This window comes from Companilactobacillus bobalius (genome assembly GCF_009764355.1).
Genome location: NZ_LNUA01000032.1, coordinates 187,503 through 213,310 on the forward strand (window position 1 = coordinate 187,503; position 25,808 = coordinate 213,310).

24 protein-coding genes, 4 pseudogenes and 1 riboswitch are annotated in these 25,808 nt (G+C 34.9%); of the genes and pseudogenes, 23 read left to right on the forward strand and 5 right to left on the reverse strand.

Annotated elements, in window-relative coordinates; all coding sequences use genetic code 11:
* The first annotated feature begins 7 nt into the window (after nucleotides 1-7).
* The 3 genes and pseudogenes from ATN92_RS08010 (at nucleotide 8) to ATN92_RS08020 (ending at nucleotide 2,474) form a co-directional block, all read left to right on the forward strand.
* Nucleotides 8-1,207: pseudogene (locus ATN92_RS08010) on the forward strand (FtsW/RodA/SpoVE family cell cycle protein).
* A gap of 9 nt (nucleotides 1,208-1,216) precedes the next feature.
* On the forward strand, nucleotides 1,217-1,513 hold the full coding sequence (locus ATN92_RS08015; RefSeq protein WP_056952007.1) for a glycine cleavage system H family protein: 297 nt from the start codon (nucleotides 1,217-1,219) through the stop codon (nucleotides 1,511-1,513).
* A 103-nt stretch (nucleotides 1,514-1,616) separates the two neighbouring features.
* Nucleotides 1,617-2,474 carry a helix-turn-helix domain-containing protein gene (locus ATN92_RS08020; RefSeq protein ID WP_056952009.1) on the forward strand — a complete coding sequence of 286 codons (858 nt, stop codon included), beginning with the start codon at nucleotides 1,617-1,619 and terminating at the stop codon, nucleotides 2,472-2,474.
* Between the two features lie 71 nt (nucleotides 2,475-2,545).
* Here the strand turns inward: ATN92_RS08020 and ATN92_RS08025 are convergent, their stop codons facing one another.
* From ATN92_RS08025 to ATN92_RS08035, 3 genes are all read right to left on the reverse strand, one after another.
* Nucleotides 2,546-3,019, reverse strand: a complete 474-nt coding sequence (locus ATN92_RS08025) for a universal stress protein (RefSeq protein WP_025085331.1) — start codon at nucleotides 3,017-3,019, stop codon at nucleotides 2,546-2,548.
* 79 nt (nucleotides 3,020-3,098) lie between these two features.
* Nucleotides 3,099-3,377, reverse strand: coding sequence for a hypothetical protein (locus ATN92_RS08030; RefSeq protein WP_025085330.1), 279 nt, complete (start codon nucleotides 3,375-3,377; stop codon nucleotides 3,099-3,101).
* A gap of 7 nt (nucleotides 3,378-3,384) precedes the next feature.
* Nucleotides 3,385-4,671: a replication-associated recombination protein A gene (locus ATN92_RS08035; protein WP_158106653.1), complete on the reverse strand. Its 1,287-nt coding sequence runs from the start codon at nucleotides 4,669-4,671 to the stop codon at nucleotides 3,385-3,387.
* A 53-nt stretch (nucleotides 4,672-4,724) separates the two neighbouring features.
* Between ATN92_RS08035 and ATN92_RS08040 the strand changes: the two genes are divergently transcribed.
* Entirely contained in the window at nucleotides 4,725-5,324 is a 600-nt protein-coding gene (locus ATN92_RS08040; RefSeq protein ID WP_056952014.1) for a DUF1054 family protein, read from the forward strand.
* A gap of 62 nt (nucleotides 5,325-5,386) precedes the next feature.
* On the opposite strand, the gene rpsD is transcribed toward ATN92_RS08040, so the two are convergent.
* The gene (gene rpsD, locus ATN92_RS08045; RefSeq protein ID WP_158106654.1) at nucleotides 5,387-5,998 is read right to left on the reverse strand and encodes a 30S ribosomal protein S4; all 612 of its coding nucleotides are present in this window, start codon (nucleotides 5,996-5,998) and stop codon (nucleotides 5,387-5,389) included.
* A gap of 326 nt (nucleotides 5,999-6,324) precedes the next feature.
* On the opposite strand from rpsD, the pseudogene ATN92_RS08050 reads away from it, so the two are divergent.
* From ATN92_RS08050 to thiT, 14 genes and pseudogenes are all read left to right on the forward strand, one after another.
* Nucleotides 6,325-8,013: pseudogene (locus tag ATN92_RS08050) on the forward strand (septation ring formation regulator EzrA).
* Nucleotides 8,014-8,087: 74 nt separating this feature from the next.
* On the forward strand, nucleotides 8,088-9,233 hold the full coding sequence (locus tag ATN92_RS08055) for a cysteine desulfurase family protein (RefSeq protein ID WP_056952016.1): 1,146 nt from the start codon (nucleotides 8,088-8,090) through the stop codon (nucleotides 9,231-9,233).
* Between the two features lie 9 nt (nucleotides 9,234-9,242).
* Nucleotides 9,243-10,331: pseudogene (thiI, locus tag ATN92_RS08060) on the forward strand (tRNA uracil 4-sulfurtransferase ThiI); the annotation flags it as partial.
* A 763-nt stretch (nucleotides 10,332-11,094) separates the two neighbouring features.
* On the forward strand, nucleotides 11,095-13,743 hold the full coding sequence (locus ATN92_RS08065) for a valine--tRNA ligase (RefSeq protein ID WP_056952020.1): 2,649 nt from the start codon (nucleotides 11,095-11,097) through the stop codon (nucleotides 13,741-13,743).
* A gap of 69 nt (nucleotides 13,744-13,812) precedes the next feature.
* Entirely contained in the window at nucleotides 13,813-14,673 is an 861-nt protein-coding gene (locus ATN92_RS08070; protein WP_234032541.1) for a bifunctional folylpolyglutamate synthase/dihydrofolate synthase, read from the forward strand.
* 27 nt (nucleotides 14,674-14,700) lie between these two features.
* The gene (locus ATN92_RS18745) at nucleotides 14,701-15,078 is read left to right on the forward strand and encodes a glutamate ligase domain-containing protein (RefSeq protein ID WP_325063712.1); all 378 of its coding nucleotides are present in this window, start codon (nucleotides 14,701-14,703) and stop codon (nucleotides 15,076-15,078) included.
* 8 nt (nucleotides 15,079-15,086) lie between these two features.
* Nucleotides 15,087-15,725, forward strand: a complete 639-nt coding sequence (gene radC / locus ATN92_RS08075) for a RadC family protein (RefSeq protein WP_158106655.1) — start codon at nucleotides 15,087-15,089, stop codon at nucleotides 15,723-15,725.
* A gap of 92 nt (nucleotides 15,726-15,817) precedes the next feature.
* Nucleotides 15,818-16,744: pseudogene (locus ATN92_RS08080) on the forward strand (rod shape-determining protein); the annotation flags it as partial.
* Nucleotides 16,745-16,865: 121 nt separating this feature from the next.
* Nucleotides 16,866-17,726: a rod shape-determining protein MreC gene (gene mreC, locus ATN92_RS08085; RefSeq protein WP_056952025.1), complete on the forward strand. Its 861-nt coding sequence runs from the start codon at nucleotides 16,866-16,868 to the stop codon at nucleotides 17,724-17,726.
* A complete protein-coding gene (mreD, locus tag ATN92_RS08090; protein WP_056952027.1) occupies nucleotides 17,726-18,268 on the forward strand; it encodes a rod shape-determining protein MreD in 543 nt (180 codons plus the stop codon). Before mreC ends, mreD begins: the two co-directional genes overlap by 1 nt.
* On the forward strand, nucleotides 18,265-18,933 hold the full coding sequence (locus ATN92_RS08095; RefSeq protein ID WP_056952029.1) for a septum site-determining protein MinC: 669 nt from the start codon (nucleotides 18,265-18,267) through the stop codon (nucleotides 18,931-18,933). The genes mreD and ATN92_RS08095 overlap by 4 nt, the downstream gene beginning before the upstream one ends.
* 149 nt (nucleotides 18,934-19,082) lie before the next feature.
* A complete protein-coding gene (locus ATN92_RS18750) occupies nucleotides 19,083-19,415 on the forward strand; it encodes an AAA family ATPase (RefSeq protein WP_234032543.1) in 333 nt (110 codons plus the stop codon).
* A gap of 6 nt (nucleotides 19,416-19,421) precedes the next feature.
* Nucleotides 19,422-19,733 carry a hypothetical protein gene (locus tag ATN92_RS18755; protein WP_234032544.1) on the forward strand — a complete coding sequence of 104 codons (312 nt, stop codon included), beginning with the start codon at nucleotides 19,422-19,424 and terminating at the stop codon, nucleotides 19,731-19,733.
* A gap of 31 nt (nucleotides 19,734-19,764) precedes the next feature.
* Nucleotides 19,765-19,867, forward strand: a riboswitch (TPP riboswitch).
* 48 nt (nucleotides 19,868-19,915) lie between these two features.
* Entirely contained in the window at nucleotides 19,916-20,497 is a 582-nt protein-coding gene (thiT, locus tag ATN92_RS08105) for an energy-coupled thiamine transporter ThiT (RefSeq protein WP_158106656.1), read from the forward strand.
* Nucleotides 20,498-20,551: 54 nt separating this feature from the next.
* On the opposite strand, the gene ATN92_RS08110 is transcribed toward thiT, so the two are convergent.
* Complete coding sequence (locus tag ATN92_RS08110; RefSeq protein ID WP_371125782.1) at nucleotides 20,552-20,677, reverse strand: DUF4044 domain-containing protein; 126 nt, start codon at nucleotides 20,675-20,677, stop codon at nucleotides 20,552-20,554.
* 224 nt (nucleotides 20,678-20,901) lie between these two features.
* Between ATN92_RS08110 and mraZ the strand changes: the two genes are divergently transcribed.
* The 5 genes from mraZ (at nucleotide 20,902) to mraY (ending at nucleotide 25,797) form a co-directional block, all read left to right on the forward strand.
* Nucleotides 20,902-21,333, forward strand: a complete 432-nt coding sequence (gene mraZ / locus ATN92_RS08115; protein WP_054643648.1) for a division/cell wall cluster transcriptional repressor MraZ — start codon at nucleotides 20,902-20,904, stop codon at nucleotides 21,331-21,333.
* Nucleotides 21,323-22,273, forward strand: a complete 951-nt coding sequence (rsmH, locus tag ATN92_RS08120; protein ID WP_158106657.1) for a 16S rRNA (cytosine(1402)-N(4))-methyltransferase RsmH — start codon at nucleotides 21,323-21,325, stop codon at nucleotides 22,271-22,273. The genes mraZ and rsmH overlap by 11 nt, the downstream gene beginning before the upstream one ends.
* A gap of 12 nt (nucleotides 22,274-22,285) precedes the next feature.
* Nucleotides 22,286-22,651, forward strand: a complete 366-nt coding sequence (gene ftsL, locus ATN92_RS08125) for a cell division protein FtsL (RefSeq protein ID WP_056952038.1) — start codon at nucleotides 22,286-22,288, stop codon at nucleotides 22,649-22,651.
* A gap of 122 nt (nucleotides 22,652-22,773) precedes the next feature.
* Entirely contained in the window at nucleotides 22,774-24,816 is a 2,043-nt protein-coding gene (locus ATN92_RS08130) for a penicillin-binding transpeptidase domain-containing protein (RefSeq protein ID WP_234032545.1), read from the forward strand.
* 15 nt (nucleotides 24,817-24,831) lie between these two features.
* Nucleotides 24,832-25,797 (forward strand): phospho-N-acetylmuramoyl-pentapeptide-transferase, encoded by a 966-nt coding sequence (mraY, locus tag ATN92_RS08135; RefSeq protein WP_158106659.1) that lies wholly within the window; start codon nucleotides 24,832-24,834, stop codon nucleotides 25,795-25,797.
* Nucleotides 25,798-25,808: the final 11 nt, after the last annotated feature.

The following is a 25,808-nucleotide window of genomic DNA, read 5'->3' on the forward strand; positions in this document are numbered from 1 at the left end:
TGTAGATATGCAAATAAGAAATGAAAATAAGAAGAATGACGTGGATTCAAGAATTGATTATGGAATAATTTTTTCCGTAATGATGTTGGCTATGATTGGATTAATGTCAATCTATGTAGCAACGATTCAAGATTCACAGAACCCATTGAAGAATGTGGTTTCACAAATAGTTTGGTATGCTATCGGTGCTGTTATAGTAGCAGTGGTGATGCAGTTTGATGCGGAGCAGTTGTGGCAAGTTGCCACCTTGGCGTATTTTGCAGGATTGGCGTTACTGTTTTTAGTATTGATTTTTTACAGTCGCTCCTATGCTGCAAGTACTGGTGCTAAGAGTTGGTTTGCTATCGGTTCATTTACATTCCAACCATCAGAAGTTATGAAACCGGCGTTTATTTTAATGCTGGGTAAAGTAATCACAAATCATAACAGTGAATATTCACATACTATCAAGAGTGATTTTATGTTGATTGGAAAACTATTCCTGTGGACATTGCCTGTTATGGTGCTTTTGAAGTTACAAAATGATTTTGGTACTATTTTGGTTTTCGTAGCCATCTTAGGTGGAATGATTTTGGTTTCAGGTATTGATTGGCGGATTCTTTTAGTAGGATTCCTGATCGTAGCTGTCGTTGGTGGTACGGCATTATTATTTGCTACTCTGATAATGGGAAGAACTATCCTAGGCCATTTTGGCTTTAGATCTTATCAGTTTGCCCGAATTGATAGTTGGCGTGATCCTTCGGCTGATACTTCAGAAAATGGGTATCAGATTTGGCAAAATATGAAGGCAATCGGTTCTGGACAATTATTTGGTAAAGGCTTCAACGTTTCTAATGTTTATGTCTCACAGAAATGAAGCAGGTACTTTGTCTCTGTTGTTGGTGAAAACTTTGGTTTTGTTGGTTCTTGTATTTTGATTCTCTTGTACTTCTTGCTAATTTACCAAATGGTTCAAGTAACTTTTGATACAAAGAATGAATTTTATGCTTACGTATCAACTGGTGTTATTATGATGATTTTATTCCACGTATTTGAAAATATTGGTATGAGTGTAGGTCTATTACCGTTGACGGGTATTCCATTGCCATTTATTTCGCAAGGTGGATCTGCCTTATTAGGTAATATGATCGGTATTGGATTGATTATGTCAATGAGATTCCATCATAAGAGTTACATGTTTGAAAACGGTACTTTTAAACAAAGGTAGGAATTAATTATGAGTGATAAAAAGAATTATTTTTGGATAAAAAAAGGTGAGCATACGACTCGTATAGGTCTCACTAAGGAAGCTCAAGATACTTTAGGTGATGTCAAATATGTTGAATTACCTGATTTAAATTCTGACATAAAAAAAGGCGAATCTAGTGGTGAGATTGAGGCTCAAAAAGCTGTAGTTGAGCTAGAATCACCGGTTAGCGGCAAGATTGTCAAGGTTAATGATAAATTAAATGATAATCCTGAATTATTAAATGGTACTGAAAAAGATGCTTGGTTCTTTGAAGTAAATAATTAAATTTTTAAAATTTATCTTTTTATTGTTGCTTATTTCTTGCAACATTTTTTAATAACTGTTTAAATTATCCATGGAATTAATAAATGAATGGGGATAGTTTAGAATGAAAATCTTAGGTGAAAAGATTCGTCATTACAGAAAACTCAGAGGTATTTCTCAATCTGAGTTAGCTGATGGCATTTGTACACAGGCAACTGTCAGCCTGATTGAAAAAAAAGACAAGATTCCAAGTATGGAAATTTTGGTTCGCATTTGTGAGAGACTGGGTATCACAATGAACCTTGTAATTGTTAATGACGATAGTCAAATCTATTCAATAATTAGTGATATTAAGAAGTCATTCTATCAAGATGATTTCGATGGAATTAGTGATAAACTGGGTAAGCTTAACAACATCAATGTCAACAATAAACAAGAAATTAAGCTAATTCACTTCTTCCATGGTTTGATTGAATATGTCACAAGCAAGAATTACGACAAGGCCATCTTTGATTTCAATCGCGCAATGAATGTGAATATTGCTAATGTGGATATGTATGATATTCTAATCGACATATTTACAGCCAAGGCATACATCAATAAAAAGTCACTTGATGAAGCTAAAGTTTACTATGATCAAGCTAAAGACTTAATCAAATCAAGCTTAGATAAAATCGGTGATGAAAATTACCATGATAGTATTTTGATTTATGCTAATATGTCTGACTTGTCATTAAAGCTGGATGAAAATCAAAAGGCTATGGAATACGCTAATGAAGGTATTTTCATTGCTAGAAGAGAACAAACTCTTTTCAAGCTTGATGAAATGTATTGTTACTTAGCAGAAGCAGGCACACGCGAAGGTCAAAAGGCCGATGAAGATTACATTAAAGCATATGTGATTTCTAGTGTGAGTGAAGATAAAAGAGTATTTGAAAAATTAAAATCTAAAGTGAAAGATATGCACTTAAATATCTTTTAAAAAATAAATAATTTATTAAATTCCAATAAAAAAGGAGTGATTCGAAAGAATCACTCCTTTTTGTTTACGATTTATTTTCTAGGTTTCTTGATAGTCTTGTTATCTAAGTCAGTTCTAACAACAAGTACATCACATGCTGCAGTTCTTGTTACATATTCAGTAACCGAACCAATTAGCAATCTCTCCATAGCATTAAGACCAGTAGCGCCGATCATAATCAAGTCGACACCTAACTTCTTAGGGAAGTCTGTGGCAATGATTGCCTTAGGAGCGCCATATTCAATACTGTAGTCGATTTCGTTTAGGCCAGCATCTTGAGCTGTCTTAACATAACTTTTAACAGTATCCTTAGCCTTTTCAGTGATCTGTTCAACCATTGTTGAATCAAAACTAGAAACATTTTGAAAAGCTCTAGTATCAATAACATGAAGCAAATGAACAGCGGCATTGTTTCTTTTAGCTACTTCCACAGCTTTCTTAAATGCTAGTTCAGCTTCAAATGAACCATCGATTGGTACGAGAATGTTTTTATATTGTTGTAACATAAGTATCACCCCGTTAGTGTAGTATTATTACTGCTTTTATATCTTTATTTTAGTTGATTGAGGCCGATAAATACAGTCATCAGCGAATATTTGCTAAATAAATTGAAAAGGCTGCCGCAATTAGACTTCCCAATAACAATGTTATTAGATTCATTTCCTTGGTACCGACTAAAAGGACAACGATTCCTAGGATAGAAACCAAAATTAATAGGACAGCAGTGAAACGCATGATATTTTTTAAAGTAAGATTTTCGTTAGGTGAGTAGATTAAAAACTTTTTATCACTGTGTGACCATAATGTGTAGGCCAATGCCAACAAAAAAATAATAAAAAATATCATTAAAACTTTAATTATCATAACTATTCTAACCTCGTTTTGAATTCTTTTTCCATTCTTGAATTTGTTGCATTCGAAGATTTAATGCTTGTTCATATTTACCAGTGTTCTTAGGTTGATAATATTTCTTGTTAATGAGATTGTTAGGTAAATATTGTTGTTCAACCCAAGAATTAGGATAATTATGTGGATATTTGTATTCGAGTCCGTGACCTAATTTCTTGGCACCTGAATAATGTGCATCTTTCAGATCGTCAGGAATTGAACTAGCTTTACCATCACGTACGTCTGCTAGTGCATCATCAATAGCTACCATACCTGAGTTCGATTTAGGGCAGAGGCAAAGATCAATTACTGCATCTGCTAAAGGAATCCTAGCCTCGGGTAGTCCAACCATTTGTGCTACTTGAGCAGCCTGAACAGCTCGAGCACATGCTTGTGGATTAGCTAAACCGACGTCTTCATAGGCACAAACTAGTAACCGACGGATAGCAGATGTTAATTCACCAGCTTCTAAAAGTCGAGCAAGGTAAAGTAATGCAGCATTAGGATCGCTTCCACGGATCGATTTTTGAAAGGCGGAAATGACATCGTAATGGCTATCACCATTCTTATCAGCTGAGATAGCTTTACGTTGAATTGACTCTTCAATTGATTGTAAATCGATATGAATTTGTTCGTTTTCATCACTTTTTGTTGAAAGATCAGACGGCTCATGCCCATTTAAAATACTTCGTAGATCACCATTTGTCGAATTGACCAATAGATTTAGAGCATTCTCATCTAGTTTGACATCGTACTTGCCTAAACCGTTCTTATTATCCTCTAGAGCCCTTCTGACAGCTTTTTTTAGATCATCACTAGTAAGAGGATATAATTCAAAAATTTGTACACGAGAGCGAATAGCAGGACTTATATTGATATATGGATTTTCAGTAGTTGCACCAATTAAAATGATGGAGCCACTTTCCAGTAGTGGAAGAAGAAAATCCTGTTTAGTCTTATCTAGACGATGGATTTCATCCAATAAAAGGACAACTGTTCCACTCATTTTGGCCTCTTCAGCTACAATTTGTAAATCTTTTTTACTGTCAGTGGCGGCATTTAATTTTCTGAAAGCATATTTGGTACTTCCGGCAATTGCACTGGCAATACTGGTCTTTCCAATCCCAGGAGGACCATAGAGAATCATTGAAGATAACATTTTAGCTTCAACCATTCGGCGAAGTATCTTATGGGGACCAACTAAATGTTGTTGACCAACAATTTCATCAATATTAGTAGGTCGCATGCGATATGCTAATGGTTTTTGCATAATTCCTCCTATATAATTAATATGTATATATTCTACAACAAAGGATTGAGAACATGTTTGATAAAAATGATTTTAAAGTTTTCAATGATGACACCTTGAGTGGACGTTTGGAGTTAATTAAAAGAGATCTTGATCCTAAATTTGAGGTTTTAGGTCAAGACTTGCTTCAGGCACTTGAAGATGAATATCATCAGAAGTTCTTTTTAAAGATAGCTAAGCATCAACGTCGGACAAAGAATCCACCTCCTGATACTTGGTTAGCTATCAACCAAGACAAAAAAGGGTATAAAAAGACACCACATTTGGAATTTGGCTTATGGCCAGATCGTTACTTTATAACTTTTAGTTTATTGGCTGATATTAGAGATAGGGTAAATTACTATCCGATTTTAGAAAAGTATCAAGATAAAATCATATCAGAAGGCTGGGGAGTGTCAAATGATCACACTTCCAGTGTTTTAAAGAATGCTGCTGAATTTGGCGATGTAATTAAGCATTATCAAAAAGTTAAGTCTAGTGACTTAGTAGTGGGATTTGAACTTTTAAAGGATGATCCGATAGTATCAAGTGCAGATTATGATCAGCTTTTGAAAGATAAGTTCATGAAGTTGAGTAAGTACTTGGTTCTTTTTAATGAAGAGGTTGCCAAATAGGCATTCTCTTTTTTTGTAAAAAAAATACACCCACCAAGGAGTGGATGTATTTGTTCCAAATATTAAAGAATTTGGTTGTAGTATTCAACAATCAATGATTCATCGATATTTGGTTCTAGTTCGTCACGTTCTGGGTTACGTACTAGAGAACCTGTCATTTCGTTATCATCAAATGTAACGAAACCAGGACGACCAACAACGTTTTCAAGGTTAGCCTTAACAATTGTAAGGTTCTTTGACTTGTCACGAAGGCTGATCTTTTGACCAATCTTAACTTCGTATGAAGGGATATCAACACGTTTGCCATCAACAGTGATGTGACCGTGGTTAACAAGTTGACGGGCTTGTGGACGTGAGCTTGCTAAACCTAAACGGTAAACCATGTTATCCAATCTTGTTTCAAGAAGAATCATCAAGTTAACACCATGAATTCCTTCCATCTTACCGGCACGGTTGAATAGGTTACGGAATTGACGTTCGTTAACATCATACATGAAACGTAACTTTTGCTTTTCAGCTAATTGTTGACCGTATTCTGAAACCTTACGACGGCCACCGTTTGGTCCATGTTGACCTGGGGCATAGATTAAACGGTTAATTTCCTCAGATGCTACTGAAAGTGAAATTCCTAAACGACGTGATAATTTCCAACGAGGTCCTGTATATCTTGACATAAATAAATTCCTCCAAAATGTTTGTCTGGAGTAAAATAATTAACTAGAGCACAGCATTCGTGCAGTTATCGTTACAATTTTCGCCATGTGCAGCTCACAGGTTACTTGTTGAACTAAATCGTCGATAAATGTTGACGTTCTTGCCGCTCTTTGCTGCATATTTTACACGAGGACTAGTGTAACGTGATTGATACCAATTGTCAAAGTAAATTTTTGGAGGGAATAGTTTAAAACTTTATTATGAAAAGTTGATAGTTCTGATAATAGTAATAATATTTGGTATAATTTCTTTGAGATAAGACGCAATTGTCATTAGGGGTGTAAAAGTGTTTGCAATTATTATTGGAATAATAGTGATCGTATTGATCTTCTTGTGGTATATGTGGTTCTTGCAAAGAAAGAACGCATCTACTTTAAATAAGTTAAAGGATCAAACGGATCGTTTAAAAAAAGCTACTTTAGATGAAAAAATCAAGAAATTGGAAGAGATGAAACTTGCTGGTGCCAGCAAAGATCGTTTCAACCAATTAAAAGACAGTTACCGTGAGCAAGTTGATCGAGTGCTTACTGATATTTTGAAACAAATGAGGGCGGCTGAATATAAAAATACTGAGTTTAAGGTGTTTGGTTCAGCTAATGAGTTGAAAAAGGTCAGTGCAGCAGTTACTGATTTTGAGCAAAAAATCAGCGAAGTTTCTAAAGGTTTCGAAGATTTATTAGCTAGCAATGAATTAAATGCGACTCACAGTGAAGAATTACAAAAGCAATATCAAACTTTACGAAAACAAGTCTTAACCCAATCTTTTAGTTATGGACCTGCAACTGATAAGTTAGAGGATGAATTATCAGAGATTGCTAATTTATTAGACCAAGAGAAGCAACTAACTGATAAAGGTGATCACATTGAAGCTAGCCAATACTTAGATGATGTGAAACTTAAATTAGGTTTGATCACAGACCAATTAAAAGTCATCGAACCTTTGTATCATGACTTAAATGAAGTTTTCCCTGGACAAGTTGATGAGATAAAGTTTGTTTATCAAAAATTAGTTAAACAATATTTCCAATTTAAAGATGATATTATTCAACAAATTTCGGAAGTTCAAGATGAGATTGAAGAGTCCAACAACAAATTGGGTGATTTGAACTTTGATGCGGTTAATACTAATAATGAAGATATTAAACAGCGTATTGACGATTTATATGAAACCTTGACCTTAGAAATAGATGGTAAAAAAGAAGTTTTAAAGGAACAAAAGCCTGTTTTAGATTACTTGAATCATGCCGTCTTTCAACATAACCGTTTGGATAAACGTATTCAAAAATTGGAAGAAGAGTATGTCTTAGCTGATAAAACTATGAAGACTTTCAACGATAACTTTGCAACATTAAATGACGTTCGCCAAGAATATGATGCTGATGTACAAGGTATTGCTGATAAGAAGATTATTTTCTCGGAAGTCAGGGATGATTTTAAAGAAATTGTTAAGCACTTGGATGATATTGAAGCTAGCGAAAAATCAATTAATGATGATCTTAACCAAATGTTGTCTAGCGAACGTATTGCCCGTAATAGTGTGGATGAATATGCTAAGCGTTTGGAAATTCAAAAGAAGATGATTAAGCAATTACGTTTGAATGGTTTGCCTGATGATTATTTGGATTATTTCTATATGGTTTATGACGAAATTAATAAGCTTTATGATGAATTAGATGCTAAACAGATTAATATGGAAGATATTAGCAAACAAGTAATTGTGACACAGGAAGATTTGAGCAACTTAGTCGAAAAAACTAAGCATTGAAAATATAATGTTCTCTTGTCTGAAAAATTGTTACAGTATGCTAATCGTTACGCTAATAAGAATCCCGAATTTAGTGATCAATTAATTCGTGCACGTGCCTTGTTTGATACTGATTATAATTATGATGAGGCAGTTGAAGTTATTTCAAAAGCCTTAGAGAGTGTTGAATCTGGTTCAGTTGACCGAATAAAAGAAACAATTAATGCATAATGATGTAGTTTTGTGTTAAGTTATAAGAGATAAAATTTTAGGCCGCAAGGCCTTTTTGTTTTGGTGAGGCAGAAATGATATATTTTGATAACAGTGCAACAACAAAAGTTAATGATTCTGTACTAAAAACTTATAATGCTGCCAGTGAGGAATACTTTGGTAATCCTTCAAGTTTGCATAAATTGGGTTTGAAAGCATATGAATTATTGGAAACATCTCGCAAACAAATTGCGAACTTATTAGGCTTTAAACAAGACGAAGTTGTTTTTACTAGTGGTGGTACTGAGGGGAATAATTGGATCATCAAGGGTACAGCTTTTAAGAAGCGTGAATTTGGTAAACATATTATTACAACTGAAATTGAACATCCTTCAGTTTTGAATACTATGCACCAATTAGAAGAACTCGGCTTTGAAGTAACTTATTTACCTGTAGACAAAACAGGTCATATCAGTGCAGACGATTTGAAGAAGGCTATTCGTAGCGATACTATCTTGGTTTCAACAATGGCAGTTAATAACGAAATCGGTGCAATTCAACCAATTCATGAAATTGCTAATGTTTTGAAAGACTATCCAAGTATCAGTTACCATGTCGATTCAGTTCAAGCAATTGGTAAGAATCTTCAATCTAAGTTTATGGACCCTCGAGTTGATTACTATACTTTCTCAGGTCATAAATTCCATGCTCCTCGTGGAATTGGCTTTATTTATATGAAGGAAGGCAAACAGCTTGAACCATTAATGGCTGGTGGTGGGCAGGAGTCTAATCTTCGTAGTGGTACAGAGAATACTCCTGCAATTGCTGGTATGGCAAAGGCTATTCGTTTGTTGAAAGAAAATGAAGCTCAAAAGGCTGACAAGATGGAGCAATTAAAAGAAAAATTAGTTAACCACTTGCATACTTTGGATAACGTTCACGTCTTCTCACAAATAGCTGATGATTTTGCACCACACATTATTTGTTTCACAATTGATGGTGTACGTGGCGAAACGATTGTTCATACTTTTGAAGATCGTGATATCTATATTTCTACAACTAGTGCTTGTTCTTCCAAGAAAGGTTTGGAATCAGGTACTTTAAAGGCAATGAATGTGCAAGAAAATGTTGCAACTAGTGCCGTACGTGTCAGTTTAGATGAGAGTAATACAGAAGCTGAAATGGATGAATTTATCAAGAATTTGGATGAAGTTCATGATCATTTCCAAATTTTGAATTAGGAGATTTAAATGGAATATACTGAGATTATGGTTCGTTACGGCGAACTATCAACTAAGGGTAAGAATCGTAAGAGCTTTATTGACCGTCTTCATGGTAATGTAGCTAAAGTTTTGAATGATTATCCTGATTTAAGAATGCAACCACATCGTGATCGTTTACATATTCAATTGAATGGTACTGATGCTAAGCCAGTGATGGAGAAGTTAAAGAATGTTTTTGGAATTCAAACTTTCTCATTGAGTGTTAAAGTGTCACGTAATTTTGAAGATGTTAAGAAAAAAGCTATTGAAATGATGCATGAGGCCTATAAGCCTGGTATGAGTTTCAAAGTCGGTACAAAACGTTCAGATCACACTTATGAACTTGATACTAACCAAGTTAATTTACAATTAGGGGATGCTATTTGTGACGAATTCCCTGGTATTGATGTTGAAATGAAGAAACCTGATATCAAGATTTCTGTTGAAGTAAGACAAGATGGAATCTACCTATCATACTTAACAGTCAAAGGTGCTGGTGGATTACCAGTTGGTACTGCTGGAAAAGCTATGTTGATGCTATCAGGTGGTATTGATTCACCCGTTGCTGGTTATTTAGCTATGAAACGTGGTGTTGATATCGAAATGGTCCATTTCTTCAGTCCACCATACACATCAGAACAAGCTTTGAATAAAGCCAAAGAATTAACATCGAAATTAACAGCCTTTGGTGGTCACATCAAATTTATTGAAGTACCATTTGCTGAAATTCAAGAAACAATCAAAGCCGGCGTTCCTGAAGGATATCTAATGACAATCCAACGTCGTTTCATGCTAAGATTGACTGACTTGATTCGTGAAAAAGAGAACGGTCTAGCTATTTTTAATGGAGAAGCCGTAGGACAAGTAGCCTCACAAACACTAGAGAGTATGGCTGCCATCAATGATGTCACAACAACACCAATCTTACGTCCTGTAGCAACAATGGATAAGACTGAGATTATTCGATTAGCTGAAAAAATTGATACGTTTAATCTATCAATCCAACCATTCGAAGACTGTTGTACTGTTTTTGCTCCACCATCACCAAAAACACGTCCAAGTATTGAAAAGACACGAATGGCGTAAAATATTATCGAGTTGCTACTAACGAATGGGTTAGTTCAGCTTATGTAGTTGCCTAATAAAATTTAAATTTATTCAAGATGTTGTGAGTTTTATCAAGAAATTTTTTTATAGAAAAAATAAATCTGATTGACGTTTCACAATTTATGATTTATCATCATGATATCAGCTTTGAGCAGGAGTGTTATTCAGCTAGATTTCAGAGAAGGCATGTTGTTGAGAATTGCCAAATCAAACTGAGTAATTGTTGTCTGTGAGCTATCATATAAAAATGATCGGGCCTCCGTTATCTGTTGAGTGAGCTAATGAAACAAGCTGAAGATATAGGTGGTACCCGGAGCCTTCGTCCTATTCGGATGAGGGCTCTTTTTTTATAGACTCTTAGTGTCGAAGCCACTTAGAGTCTATTATGGGGACGCCGAAAGACGTCCGTATAGAGATTTCTGTTTAAACACAGACAACTTAACCGCTCAAAGTTCTATATATGGGGAAATAAAGAATATTTTCAAACAAGTTATAAAAAGGAAGATCCGTTCAGTCCGGAGTAACAAAACTGATGGGTTCAGCCATGAAATTTTTCTTAGCAATGAAGTTGCTTAGAAAAAGGCCGAGCTTGGAGACAATTGTGAATCTTAATTGGCTTCAAGTCGTGCCCATGGCGTTCCAGCCCAATCAGTTTTGTTGCGGAGGACGGCATCCTTAATCAATCCCATATTTAATTATTAATAGTAAATATCTAATTTATGGAGGAAATACTATGAGAGAAATCGACATGGATACAAAATATAATCCACAAGAAGTCGAAGAAGGCCGTTATCAAACATGGTTAGATGACGATGATTTTAAACCTTCTGGTGACAAGAAAGCTAAACCTTATTCAATTGTTATCCCACCACCAAATGTTACTGGTAAATTACACATGGGACATGCTTGGGATACAACTATTCAAGATACATTAATTCGTTATAAACGTATGCAAGGCTTTGATACCTTATATCTTCCAGGTATGGATCATGCCGGAATTGCTACTCAAGCTAAGGTTGAAGCTAAATTACGTGAACAAGGTGTAACTCGTTATGACCTTGGACGTGATAAGTTTGTTGATGAGGTTTGGAACTGGAAAGATGAATTTGCTAAGATTATCAAATCACAGTGGGGTAAATTAGGTTTATCACTTGATTATTCACGTGAAAGATTTACCTTGGATGAAGGTTTATCAAAGGCTGTTCGTAAAGTCTTCGTACAATTGTATAACGAAGGTTTGATTTATCGTGGCGAATACATCATCAACTGGGATCCACAACTTCAAACAGCTTTATCTGATATTGAAGTTATTCATAAGGATGACCAAGGTGCTTTCTATCACGTTAAGTACCCATATGCTGATGGTTCTGGCTTTATTGAAATTGCCACAACTCGTCCTGAAACAATGTTTGGTGATGTGGCTGTAGCCGTAGCTCCAGATGATGAACGTTACAAGGATATTGTTGGTAAAGAAGTCGTTGTTCCATTAGTTGATCGTAAGATTCCTATTATTGCCGATCACTATGTTGATAAAGACTTTGGTACTGGTATGGTTAAGATCACACCTGCCCATGACCCTAATGACTTTGCTGTTGGTAATCGTCATGATTTGAAACGTATTAACACAATGAATGCTGATGGTACAATGAACGAGAATGCCGGCAAGTATAATGGTATGGATCGTTTCGAAGCTCGTAAAGCTATTGTTAAGGATCTTCAAGATGATGATGACATGATCAAGATCGAACCTTATGTACATAGTGTTGGTCATTCAGAACGTTCTGGTGTTCAAGTTGAACCAAGACTTTCAACACAATGGTTCGTTAAGATGAAGCCACTTGCTGAAACAGTTTTGAAGAATCAAAAGAGTGATAACAAAGTTAATTTTGTACCTGACCGTTTTGAAACAACCTTTACTCAATGGATGGAAAATATTCATGATTGGGTTATTTCTAGACAACTATGGTGGGGACATCAAATTCCAGCTTGGTATAATAAAAAGACTGGCGAAACATATGTTGGTGAAGAAGCACCTAAAGATATCGAAAACTGGGATCAAGATCCAGATGTTCTAGATACATGGTTCTCAAGTGCTCTATGGCCATTTTCTACTATGGGTTGGCCTGACAATGATTCAGAAGATTACAAACGTTACTTCCCAACTGATACTTTGGTTACAGGTTACGATATTATTCCTTTCTGGGTTTCTAGAATGATTTTCCAAAGTTTGAAGTTTACTGGTAAGAAACCATTTGATAATACTGTTATCCATGGTTTAATGCGTGATTCACAAGGTCGTAAGATGAGTAAGTCACTTGGTAACGGAATTGATCCAATGGACGTTATTGCTAAATACGGTGCTGATGCTTTACGTTGGTTCGTTATGAATGGAACAACACCTGGTCAAGATACTAGATTTAGTTATGACAAGATGGATGCTTCATGGAACTTCATCAACAAGATTTGGAATGCTTCACGTTACGTTATCATGAATCTTGACGATGATACTCCAGCAATGGATGATCTATCTCAAGTTACAAACTATGACCTTTCTGATAAATGGATCTTGGCTAAATTGAATCAAACAGTTAAGAACGTTAATGATTTGTTAGATAAGTTTGAATTCGGTGAAGTTGAACGTAATCTTTACAACTTTATCTGGAATGATTTCTGTGACTGGTATATTGAAATGAGTAAGGCTACTTTAACAGGGGATGATGAAGCAGCTAAGAAGCAAAAGAAGATGCTTCTAACTTATGTCTTGGATCAAACATTACGTTTGTTGCACCCAATTATGCCATTTGTTACCGAAAAAATTTGGTTGACAATGCCTCATAACGGTAAGACAATCATGCATGCTAAGTATCCTGAATATCACGCTGAATTAGACAACGCCGAAGCTATGGATCAAATGGATATCTTGATTGACTTAATCAAGTCATTGAGAAAGATTCGTTTGGAAGCTAATGCACCAATGTCTAAGGCCGTTGATATTTTGATCAAACCACAGGATGAAAATGTAAAAGCTGTTATTTTGAATAACGAAGATTATATTGATCGTTTCATGCATCCTAAGGATTTGAAGGTTGCTACTGATATTGTTGCACCTGCTTTGGCTATGACATCAGTTACAACTAATGCTGAACTTTACGTTCCATTGGCTGAATTGATCGATATCGATGAGGAAATTGCTCGTCAAAATGAAGAGATGAAGAAGTTAGATCAAGAAATTACACGTCTTGATAAGAAACTTTCCAATGCTAACTTTGTTCAAAAAGCACCTGAAAAAGTTGTTAACGAACAAAAAGAAAAATTGGCTGACTATCAATCTCGTCAAGCAAAAGTTCAACAAAGAATTCAACAATTGAAAGATAATCAATAAAATTGAGTATATAATTAGAGGGGTTGGCAAATGTCCAACCCCTTTTCTTTGAAAAGGAGTGATTTTACATTGTTAAAGAGTTATAAAGAGGCAATTAACTATATTCACTCATTACCAAAATTTCATCGTACGAATAATTTGGACAATATTAAGGAAGCTTTAAAAGTTCTGGATAATCCACAAAATGATTATGAGACGATTCATATTACGGGTACGAATGGAAAGGGAACAACCAGTAATTTTTTGGCCAATTTGTTAGAAGCTGATGGCAAAAAAGTTGGTTTGTTTATTTCACCTTATGTAAAAGTATTTAATGAACGTATTCAGATAGATCATCAGTACATTTCCAATCAAGATTTATTGGATAATGTAAATTATTTAATAGAAAAAATTGGTTCAATTCCATTGACAGAATTTGAATTTGTTACAGTTTTGGGGTATTTTTATTTTCGTGGTCGTGTCGATGTAGCTGTGATTGAAGCTGGCATTGGTGCTCGTCATGATAAAACGAATGTTATTACACCCGTTGTGTCAGTGATTACCTCAGTAGACTTGGATCATGAGAAGCTAATTGGTCCTACTTTACAAGATATAGCTTTTGAAAAAGCTGGAATCATTAAGAAAAATAGACCAATCGTAACTGGTTTTTTGCAGGACTCAATAAAAGAAATAGTTGCAAATACTGCTGTGGAAATGTCGAGTCCGCTTTATAAATTTGGCCGAGATTTTGGAATTAACGATTTTAAGACAAAAAATTTTAAATTATCATTTACATATTATGACGATAAGGTAACAATAAGAGAGATATCTTGTGATGGCTTTGAAAAAACAACTGCGATGAATGCTGCTATTGCAATTTGTGCTTACGTTCAATATCATCAAAAACACCAAATTGAGGTGTCAGAGAAACTTATTAAGGACATCTTTTGATTGAATCTTTATTACAAGTATTACTAAATAGTACAGAATAATCCATTAATTTTAATGGATGGAGCACATAATATTTCGGCAATTTATAATTTAATTAATTCTTTGACTACAAATTATGAAAATAAAGATATAATTGTCTTATATGCTGGAATGAAAGATAAAGATCGCAGTGAGATTATTCAAGAATTAGCACCAAGAGTGAAGCATATCTATATCACAACACTTGATATGCAACGTTCCGCTGTCGCTGGTGATTATAATTTATCAAACTATGAGAATGTTTCTTTTATTGAAAATTATCATACTGAATTACAGAAAATAGTGAAGCAATTAAATGAACAACAAATGTTACTCATTACGGGATCTTTTTATTTAATCTCGGATTTGGAAAACTATTTTGCGTAATTTCAAGTATGATGATAAATTTAAGAGAAAAAATTTTGGCTTATGGTGTCAGCACCTTAAAAGATGAAGAATTAATGGCTGTTGTTATTGGCAATGGCACTAAGAAAAATAACGTTTTGGACTTAACAGAAAAAATTGTTTCAAATAAGAATGGCTTAAATTTGAATTTAGAACAACTAATGGCTTTTAATGGAATTGGTGTTGCCCAAGCTTGTAAGATTTTAGCGGCAATCGAATTGGGCACTAGAAAAGTTCAATCAGATAAGTTATCAGAACGAATCGTTTCAGTAGACGATATTGGAAAACATTTAATAAATATAATAGGTAGTACTCCACAAGAGAAACTAATGGCGGTCTACTTGAATAATAGTTATCATGTCATTAATGAGAAGACTATTTTCATTGGAACAATTGATCAGGCAACTGTTCATCCAAGGGATATCCTGCGAGAGGCAATTCAAATTGCAGCGACAAAATTAAATAAAACTCACAATCATCCAAACGGAACATTAATGTTTTCGAAGAATGATCAAGAGTTTAGTTTACGGCTGAAGAAGTGTTGCAATTTAATGGGAATAAACTTATTAGATCATTTAATTATTACGAGAAAATCGTATTCTAGTTTAAAGAAGTTAAATTTAATTTAGGATATGATTGGTCATACTTTAAATCATTATTTTGTATGATATAATTTTGGTTAGCGTAAAATGTGGTGTGTACTTTAAAGGAGAGAAATAAATTGTTTGGTATTGGATCAAAGAAGCTTGGCATAGATTTAGGAACTGCAAATACTTTAGTTTATGCTGAAGGAAAAGGAATCGGGTTCAGGGACGAAGATGCTAATTAGAAAAATAATAAAAATGGAGAGATCGTTGCTGTTGGTTCAGATGCTCGTGAAATGATTGGACGTACACCTGGTAGTATTTCTGCCATTCGTCCGATGCGTGACGGAGTAATTGCTGATTATGACACAACTGCTGCTATGATGAAGTATTTCATCGAAAAAACAGCAAATAACTCAAAACCTTCTGTAATGGTTTGTGTTCCTAGTGGTGTTACTGAAGTTGAAAAGAGAGCTGTTATCGAAGCTACTCAACATGCAGGTGCTCGTGAAGCATATGTAATCGAAGAACCATTTGCAGCCGCTATCGGAGCTGGACTTCCTGTTATGGATCCAACCGGTAATATGGTTGTTGATATTGGTGGTGGTACAACAGATGTTGCTACCATTTCACTAGGTGGAATTGTGTCATCACGCTCAATTCGAGTTGCTGGTGATAAGTTTGATGATTCAATTTCAGCTTATATTAAGTCAAATTATAATTTACAAATTGGTGAAAGAACTGCCGAAGATGTTAAGATTCAAATCGGTTCAGCCTCAATCGAAAAGGCTAAAGAGATTGAATCAATGCAAATTCGTGGTCGTGACCTTGTTACAGGTTTGCCAAAGACAGTTCAATTAACTGGTGAAGATATTGCAACTGCAATTCATGAAAATGTTCAAGAAATCATTGAAACAATCAAAGAGACTCTTGAAGAAACATCTCCTGAAATTGCTGCTGATGTTATCGATCACGGTATTGTTTTAACTGGTGGTGGAGCATTGTTACATCATTTACCAGAAGTAATCTCAGAAGCAACGGGTGTTCCCGTATTCATTGCCAAAGCTTTAACCATATAATCGCTTGTTGAGGTTATTTCATCCATTTCGTCTACATCATGTGAATTACTACAAAAATAAGCGGGATAAATCCCGTTTTTTTTATTTGATCTACTAGGAGGAAGCAATGCAAAAGTTTTTTTCAAATAAAAAATTGATTATTTTAATGATACTTATTATTGTTACTTTTGGACTTTTGGCGGTAACGGTTAATATTCGTGATAAAAAGAGTACACCGCCAGTTGTTCAACAGGTTGGTAATGATGTCGTCAGTGTTGTTGGTGGAGTTTTTGCATATCCAACTAATGCTGTAAAAAATGCTACCTCAGAATTCTCTGATTTGTACAACACATATTCTGAAAACAAACGTTTAAAAGCCAGAATTGGCGAGTTAGCACAAAATCAGGCTAAGTTAGAAGTAGTTCAAGATGAAAATAAGAAGTTAAAACAAGAGTTAAAACTTAATGGTACACTCACTGATTACAGTACAGTTAATGCCTCTGTTTTGTCGCGGTCACCAAGTAGTTGGCAAAATTACTTAACAATTAATCGTGGTCAAACAAGTGGTATTAAGAAGAATATGCCGGTTATGTCTGGAAAAGGTTTAATTGGTAGAATTATCGAAGTAGACAAGGTCAGTTCTAAGGTTGAATTGATTTCAACTAATAATGAATTGAATGATAAGTTTGCTGCCGAAATTTTAGGTGATAATAAAAATGTTACTGGTGTTGTTAGTCGTTACGATAGTTCTACTGGTGACTTAGTGATGGAAAACGTTAATTCTACAAAAGATATTAAAAAAGGCCAAAGCGTAATTACATCAGGTTTAGGTGGCTTGACACCTCGTGGATTGTACATAGGTAAAGTTTATGGGATTAAGAAAGATAATTACGGGATGACAAATTCTGTTTATATTACCCCAGCCGCTGAATTGCGTAACTTTACTGTTGTAACAGTCATTAAGTCTTCGGTTCATGGTGAGAATTAATGAATATTAAAAGACGAAAGATTTTTGGACAAGTATTATTCATTTTATTTGCATTTTATTTAGATGGTTTAATAAAATGGGCCTTTTTGAATAATATGAATCATGAAACAATAGTGATCTTGCCACAAATCATGTTAATGGCAGTCGTTATGTTAACGATGAGGATTGAGGATCGTCGTCAGTTGATCATATACGGTATAGTCTTTGGGGTTATTTATGATTCTTACTATTATGGAATCATTGGACTATATACAATTCTGTTGCCACTGCTAATGGTGGGAATAGATCATTTCAGATTTTTATTGATTAAAAATAATATGGGATATGATATTTCCATTTATTTTTTGTCGTTAACCTTTTTACAAACGGGAATCTATTTGTTAGAAAAATTATTGCAGCAAACAAGTACAGATGTTTTTGATTTCATTACGTATACGTTGGGACCAACGTTGTTGTGGAATATAGTTGTTTTCTTTGTTATCTATATTCCATTAGCAAATATGTCTGCCTGGTTGGTGAAATATCGGAGGGATAGTAAATGAGTGACATCATTTTAAAAGGTGGTAAAGATGGATTTTCAGTTATTTTTAATGAAAATGCCAATTATGACGATGCGTTGAAAGAACTAAAAGAGTTAATTATGCAACAAAACGTTAAATCAACCAATGAAAATGATGATGCTATTAGTTTTACTATTAAAACCGGTAAGCGATTATTTACTAGTCAACAAAAGGAAAGTATTGAAGGATTCTTTGAAAAATATCCACAATTAGAATTAAAGGATATTGAATCAGATGTTGAAGATAAAAAAAACGTTAAAGAGTTATTTGATGCTAACAAGACTAATGTTGAATCCGGAATTGTACGTAGCGGTCAAAGATTAGAGTATAAAGGTGATTTGATTTTTTTGGGATCATTACATCGTGATGCTCAAATATGTGCGACTGGTTCTATCTATATTTTGGGAGAAGTCAGTGGAATCGTTCAAGCTGGTTTTCCCGATAATCCTAATGCAGCCATTTTTGGTAATCTGAAGGGTATCGATCAATTACGAATTGCTGATGTTATTGAAATTGTAACCGATGATAATCGTGAAGATTTTCAGGATGGCAAGTTTGCTTTTATCAATGATTTACACGCTATTAGTGTTGACGATTTAAAGAATTACAAAGATAAAATAAATGATTTAAGAAAAAGGACAGATTAACTATGGGAATATCAATAGTTGTAACTTCAGGAAAAGGTGGAGTTGGCAAAACAACTACCACCGCATATTTATTTATTCTAACTTATAGTATACTTAAAGTATAGACGTTTAATATCAAAATTGTAGAGAATTAATACTTTATTTTAGTAATGGGACTAACTAATCGAGTTGTTTACGATATTGTGGATGTTGCTCAACATCGGGTAGTGGTTTCTCAAGCTTTGGTGCGAGATCCTAGATTTGAAGACAATTTATATTTATTGGCGGCATCACAGTTTGCTGATAAATACGTTTTAGACAAAGACTCATTAGCACAGATTATCGATGAATTGAAGCAACGATTTGATTTTGTGATGATTGATTGTCCAGCTGGGATTGAGTATGGCTTTCAAAATGCTGTTTCAACAATGGCTAAGGCTATCATTAAGAGACAGATGCAACTGTATCCCACTAAACTTGTTGTAGAACTGACTGAAGAGTAAGAAAATATGAACATGCCGATAACACCGCATTTAGTTATCAATCGTATCCGTAAGAATATGATTAATGAGGGTACATCAATGCGAATTGATGACATTGTTAATCATTTAGGAATTCCATTATTAGGAATTGTTATGGATGAAGATAAGGTTATCTCGGCTTCTAATGCTGGGCAAACAGTGGCTTTTGACCGTGATAGCAGTGCAGGTCACAGTTATCAGAATATTGCTCGAAGAATGTTGGGAGAGAGTATTCCCTTAGATCTATCAACTGAAACTAAAAAGGTTGGATTCTGGGGCCGTGTCTTTGGAAAAAAATGAGTCCTATGGTACAATGTTTTTAAATAATATAAGTCAACACAGGGGGAGCCTTTGGCTGAGAGTGAGCGTAATCGTTCAGACCCTTTAAACCTGTTATGTTAATACATGCGTAGGAATAGTGTTGTTCAAGCAGAAGCTCGAACTCTCTTGTGATGACAAAAATCAGAAGGGAGTTTTTTTGTATGATTAATAAAGCTAAGATCCATTGTGAATTAATTGTTTTGACAGAGGGGGCTATCATTACCGCTTTGGCAATGGGGTTGTCCTATATACCTCATTCCACGGGAGTTTCCTCAGTTGAATTTGTTTATGGATTGATACCAATGTCCATTTATGCTTTAAGAAGAGGACTAAAGCCTGGTTTAATGGCCGGCTTAGTTTGGGGATTATTAGATATGTTCCTTAGGGGATTAGGTGGAGGAGTTTTGAATCCACTTCAAGGTTTTGTTGAATATCCATTGGCTTTTGGTGTTGTGGGCTTGATTGGTTTAGGAAGTGTTAGAGTTCAACGTGCTATTAGAAATGGTAAAAATGCATTAGGATTGATAATCTTTTATTCAGCAATTGGTTTTTTAGCTAAGTACTTCTTGCACTTTATTGCTGGTGGTATCTATTGGGGTTCATATGCACCTAAATCAATGAATCCTTGGATTTATTCCTTAGTTATCAATGGAGGTAGCTTTATAGCTAATATGATCATGTTGATTGTCCTAGCTGTTTTATTAAATCGAATCTTTAAACAATTGATAATTCCAAGAAATTAATTAAAAAGAGTCTAACCTGAATTTTTCAGGTTAGACTCTTTTTTTTGCGCTCTTTTAAATAAAACTCATAATTGAGCCAAGAACAACGCCACCAATTGTGACAATAATCATCAACCAAACAACAATTTGAATAATTTTAGTCAATGTGCTTTTAGGTTTCTTTTCGTCCAAAACTTCCACCACCTAATTTATATATAGTGAAATGGTACTTCACAAAGGAAATTTATGCAATATTGTAATGGTTTTCTCTTTTGATTTTGGGAAAACTCCCCACCCTCGTAAATGTATAATTACCAACTGTTTGCAAGTTTCTTAACTACTTTAGACCGATTGTCAAATATCGTGTGGTTAATTGTGGTGATTTGTGGTAAATTAGGAAGTGTTAAAGAATTGAGGTGATATCCATGTTCATGGGTGAATTTCATCACACACTTGATAATAAAGGCAGAATTATTGTACCTGCTAAATTTAGAAAACTACTTGGTGATGAGTTCGTAATAACTCGTGGAATGGATGGCTGCCTTTTTGGTTATCCTCTAGAGCAATGGGATAAACTTGAAGCTCAGTTGGATAAGTTACCACTAACTAAGAAGGATGCAAGAGCCTTCACCCGATTCTTTTATTCTGCAGCTGCAGAGGTAGAATTTGACAAACAGGGTCGGATTAATCTTTCGACTCCGTTGATCAAATTTGCTAAGTTAAATAAGAATTGTGTAATTGTAGGTGTTTCTGACCGTATTGAAATATGGGATGAGGAATGCTGGAATAAATTTAGCCAAGAGGCTGAAGATAATTTTGAAGAAATATCGGAGAAAATGACAGACTTTGACTTCTAACGAATATAAACATAAAACAGTACTTTTAAAAGAAACTATTGATGAGGTAAATCCACATGATAATGGTATTTATGTAGACGCTACCTTTGGCCGTGGAGGGCACAGTAAAGAATTATTGAGCCGTATGCACCACAGCCATCTTTATGTTTTTGATCGTGACGAGGCTGCCATTAAGGTCGGTGAGAGTATTCAAAACGATCCAACCATCATTGGTGATAATACATTAACTTTAATACGTGATAATTTTGAGAATATGCAAGAACGTTTGTTGGATTTGGGTGTTACTGAGGTAGATGGGATTGTTTACGATTTAGGAGTTTCGTCTCCACAATTTGATGATGCAGTCAGAGGATTCAGTTACAAGAAGGCCGCTCGTCTTGATATGAGGATGGATCAAAGACAAGACTTAGATGCAGAGAAAATTGTTAACGACTGGTCATATAGTGAGTTAGTCGGTATTTTCTACAAATACAGTGATGAAAAATTTTCTAAACAGATTGCCCGTGCCATTGAAAGAACACGTGAGGATCATCGTATTACTTCTACATTGGAATTAGCTGATATTATTAAGAATGCCATTCCTGCAGCAGCTAGAAGAACAGGCGGTTTGGCATTTCAAATTGTCTTTCAAGCAATTAGAATTGCGGTAAATGATGAATTGGGTTCTCTTGAGAGATCCTTGGATCAAGCAATTAAATTGTTAGCACCAAAGGGTAGAATAAGCGTTATAACTTTTCAATCAAAAGAAGACAGAATTGTAAAACATATTTTTAAGGATAATTCACACGTTGATGTTCCACGCGGATTACCAGTCATTCCAGATGACATTAAACCAGTTTTGAAACAGATAACACGAAAACCAATTCTGCCTAACGATAAGGAATTAACTGAAAATAATCGGGCACATAGTGCCAAATTACGCGTTGTTGAAAAGATATAATGGAGAAATAATATGAGAGAAGAAAGTACAGCTAGAAATTTACAAGACTATCAAGTTGCTCCAGAGCCTGAGAAGGTTGTTCAAGCAGCTCCTAAAGTACATAGTGTAAAACTGTCAAAATTTGAGACTGTTTCCATCGTAGGTCTCTCTCTTTTAACGTTGGCATTAATGGTAGCTTTAGTTAGTATAAAAGTTTCGATGACTTCTTCTCAAAATGAGTTAGATAGTCTTACTAATCAAATCTCTAAGACTAATACGAGCAATGTTAATTTAAGACAAGAAATTTCTGAATTAAGCAGTTTTGATCGGTTCTCTTCTTTCGCTAAAAAGCACAATTTAAAAATGAGCGATAATAATGTAAGGAATATATCAAGATGAGTAAGTTCAGAAAACTATTAAAAAATAAGGCAAGACGCAATCATTATATAGTTGGTATATTAATTTTGATTGTGACTGCCTTTTCTTTTATCCTTTTTATCCAAAGATTCGCTTATATCTCTATGAGTAAACAATATGATGGAGTGAATCTAGAAAAAAGAACTAAAGCTAAATATGAAAAAGTAACGAAAGTTAATGCTAAACGTGGCGATATCCTTGATGTTAATGGTGATATGATTGCGGGAGATTCTACGATTTATAATATTTACGCAATTGTAAATCATAAGTCGAAGACGGCCACAGGTAAAGCTGATTATGTGGTTGATAAAGAAAAAACAGCCAAAGCGTTGAGTAAGTATTTACCACTTTCTGAAAAACAATTGATTAAATATTTAACTCCTCAAAATAAGAAACAGTACCAAGTAGAATTTGGACAAGCTGGTCGTAATTTATCAATAGAAATCAAACGTAAAATTGCGGCCCAAAGTTATAATGATTCCAGCTTTGTGGAATTTCCAAAACGGTCTTATCCTAACGGTGTTTTTGCCACTAACTTAGTTGGTATTACTAAGGCTGACGATGCTAATGATCAGAATAGTAATATTAGTGGTGTGATGGGGATTGAAAAGTATTTCAATAAATTGTTATCTGGTCAAGATGGTAAGAAAATTACTAAAGTTGACTTTAATGGTAATGAATTGCCTAATTCTCAAGTAAACGAGAAGCAATCGATCGATGGGTCGAATGTTTATTTGACTTTAAATAGTAAAATTCAACAGTATGCTGAAATTTTGGCACAGGATATATCTGATAAATATGAACCAAAGAATTTACAGATTTTAGTTATGAATGCCAAAACTGGTGCAATTGAGGCAGCTACCCAACGACCAACGTTTAATCCAACAACTGGTAAGGGATTAGCTAATAGTTGGCGTGATACCCTAGTTGAAGATCAATTTGAACCGGGGTCTGTCATGAAAATTTTGACTTTGTCGGCGTCAATTGATTCCGGTAATTATGATCCAGATGAACTATATAAGTCTGGTTCAGTTGAAGTAGGCGGAAGAACAATTAGTGATTGGAATAATGCCGGTTGGGGTTATATACCTTTATCAGAGGCCTTTCCAAGATCATCTAACGTCGGAATGGTTAAGCTGGAACAGAAGATGGGATCAAAGACTTGGATGAAGTATATGCGCCGTTTCGATATTGGTACTAAGACGAATATTTCATTGCCAGGTGAAGTAGCTGGTGGTATTTCATTCCAACATGCCAGTGATCAAGCAATGACTTCATTTGGACAAAGTGTCAATGTAAATACGATTCAAATGTTACAGGCGTTTTCAGCAATTGCTAACGGTGGAAAGATGATTAAACCGCAGATAGTCCAAAAAGTTGTTAATACTAATACTGGTAAGACTACTCAAAGCTTTAAGCGACAAGTAGTCGGACAACCAATTAAAAAGAGTACGGCTAAGCAGGTCCAAAAGGCTATGCGTCAAGTTGGTACGAAGAATTGTGGTACAGGACTTGTTTACAATATTCCTGGTATCAAGGTTGGAGTTAAAACTGGTACAGCTCAGATTGCCTCTCCAAATGGTGGGTATTTGACTGGTAGTAATAATTATATTTTCTCGGTTGCGGGGATGATCCCTTACAATGATCCTAATTACATTGTTTATGTAACGATGAGACAACCACAGAAGATGACAGAATCACCTGAGAAGATTCTATCTGAAGTCTTTAATCCACTAGTTAAACGCCTGGTAAATCAAGGTAAATCTCAGACAAATAGTACCCAAGCAGGTAGTCAGTATGTTGAGATTCCAAGTCTATTGGATAAGTCAACAAATGATTCTTTGAGTAAAATTAGTAGTCTTAAATTGCAATCAGGTGTCATCGGTACTGGTAACAAGGTTGTTCAACAATTACCTGCGAGTGGTGAGAAGGTTATGCCTGGACAGAGAATGGTCTTGTTAACTAATGGTGCTATGACAATGCCAGATCTTACAGGTTGGTCCAAAAATGATGTTTTGAAGTTTGCCGAGATTACTGGTAAGCAAGTCACGACAAAAGGTGACGGATATGTTGTTAAACAGTCTGTCAGCTCTGGTCATGTGATAAATGACAGTGGTAAAATTATAGTTACATTGAAAAATAAATAAAATAAGGGGATTTTCATGGAAATTAGTCATATAGTTTTCGACATAGTTAGTTCGTTTGTAATTGTGGCAATCTTAATGCCATTTCTGATTGGCTATTTAGTTGCTCATAAAGAGGGTCAGTCAATTCGTGGGCTATTTTGGGAATTGCATGAGAAAATAGTTTTGACACCAAGCAATATGTCTCTTTTAGTTATTTTAGCCGCTTTAATTACAAATATCTGGGTTGGTGCTTGGCAGGGTCAACTAACTCATTCACTTTTAATTACGACCTTTGTTATTGTGCTTTATGGATGTATTGGTTTCATTGATGATTTCATCAAAGTTTTCAAGAAGAGAAATCTTGGACTTAGAGCCTGGCAGAAAGCACTTTTACAAATTATTGTTGGGATAATATTCTTATACGTTTATAATGGCGATCAATTGCCAATGAACTTTACAATTCCTGGTGTTTTGTCAATCGATTCAGCCGTGATTTTTATTCTGTTTACACTTTTCTGGTTGGTAGGATTCTCTAATGCTACTAATTTAACTGATGGTTTGGATGGTCTATTAGGTGGTTTAGGAACAATTTCTTATGCTACATACGGAATTATTGCCTTGAACCAAAATCGTGCTGATATTGCAATTGTTTGTTTCTCAGTTGTAGGTGCTTTATTAGCTTTTCTATTGTACAATCACAAGCCAGCTAAGATCTTTATGGGTGATGTAGGTTCATTAGCTTTGGGTGCCGGTTTAGCAGCTATCTCGATTCTTTTGGGTCATTACTGGTCACTATTATTGATTGGGTTTGTCTATGTAGTTGAAACTATGAGTGTTATGCTTCAAGTCTTTTCATTCAAAGTTTTTCATCGTCGTATTTTCAAGATGACACCAATTCATCATCATTTTGAAATGTTGGGTTGGAGTGAATGGAAGATAGATATCGTATTCTGGATCGTTGGTTTGATTTGTTCTGCAATTTATTTAATTTTATTCGTATAGGAAGTAAAAGA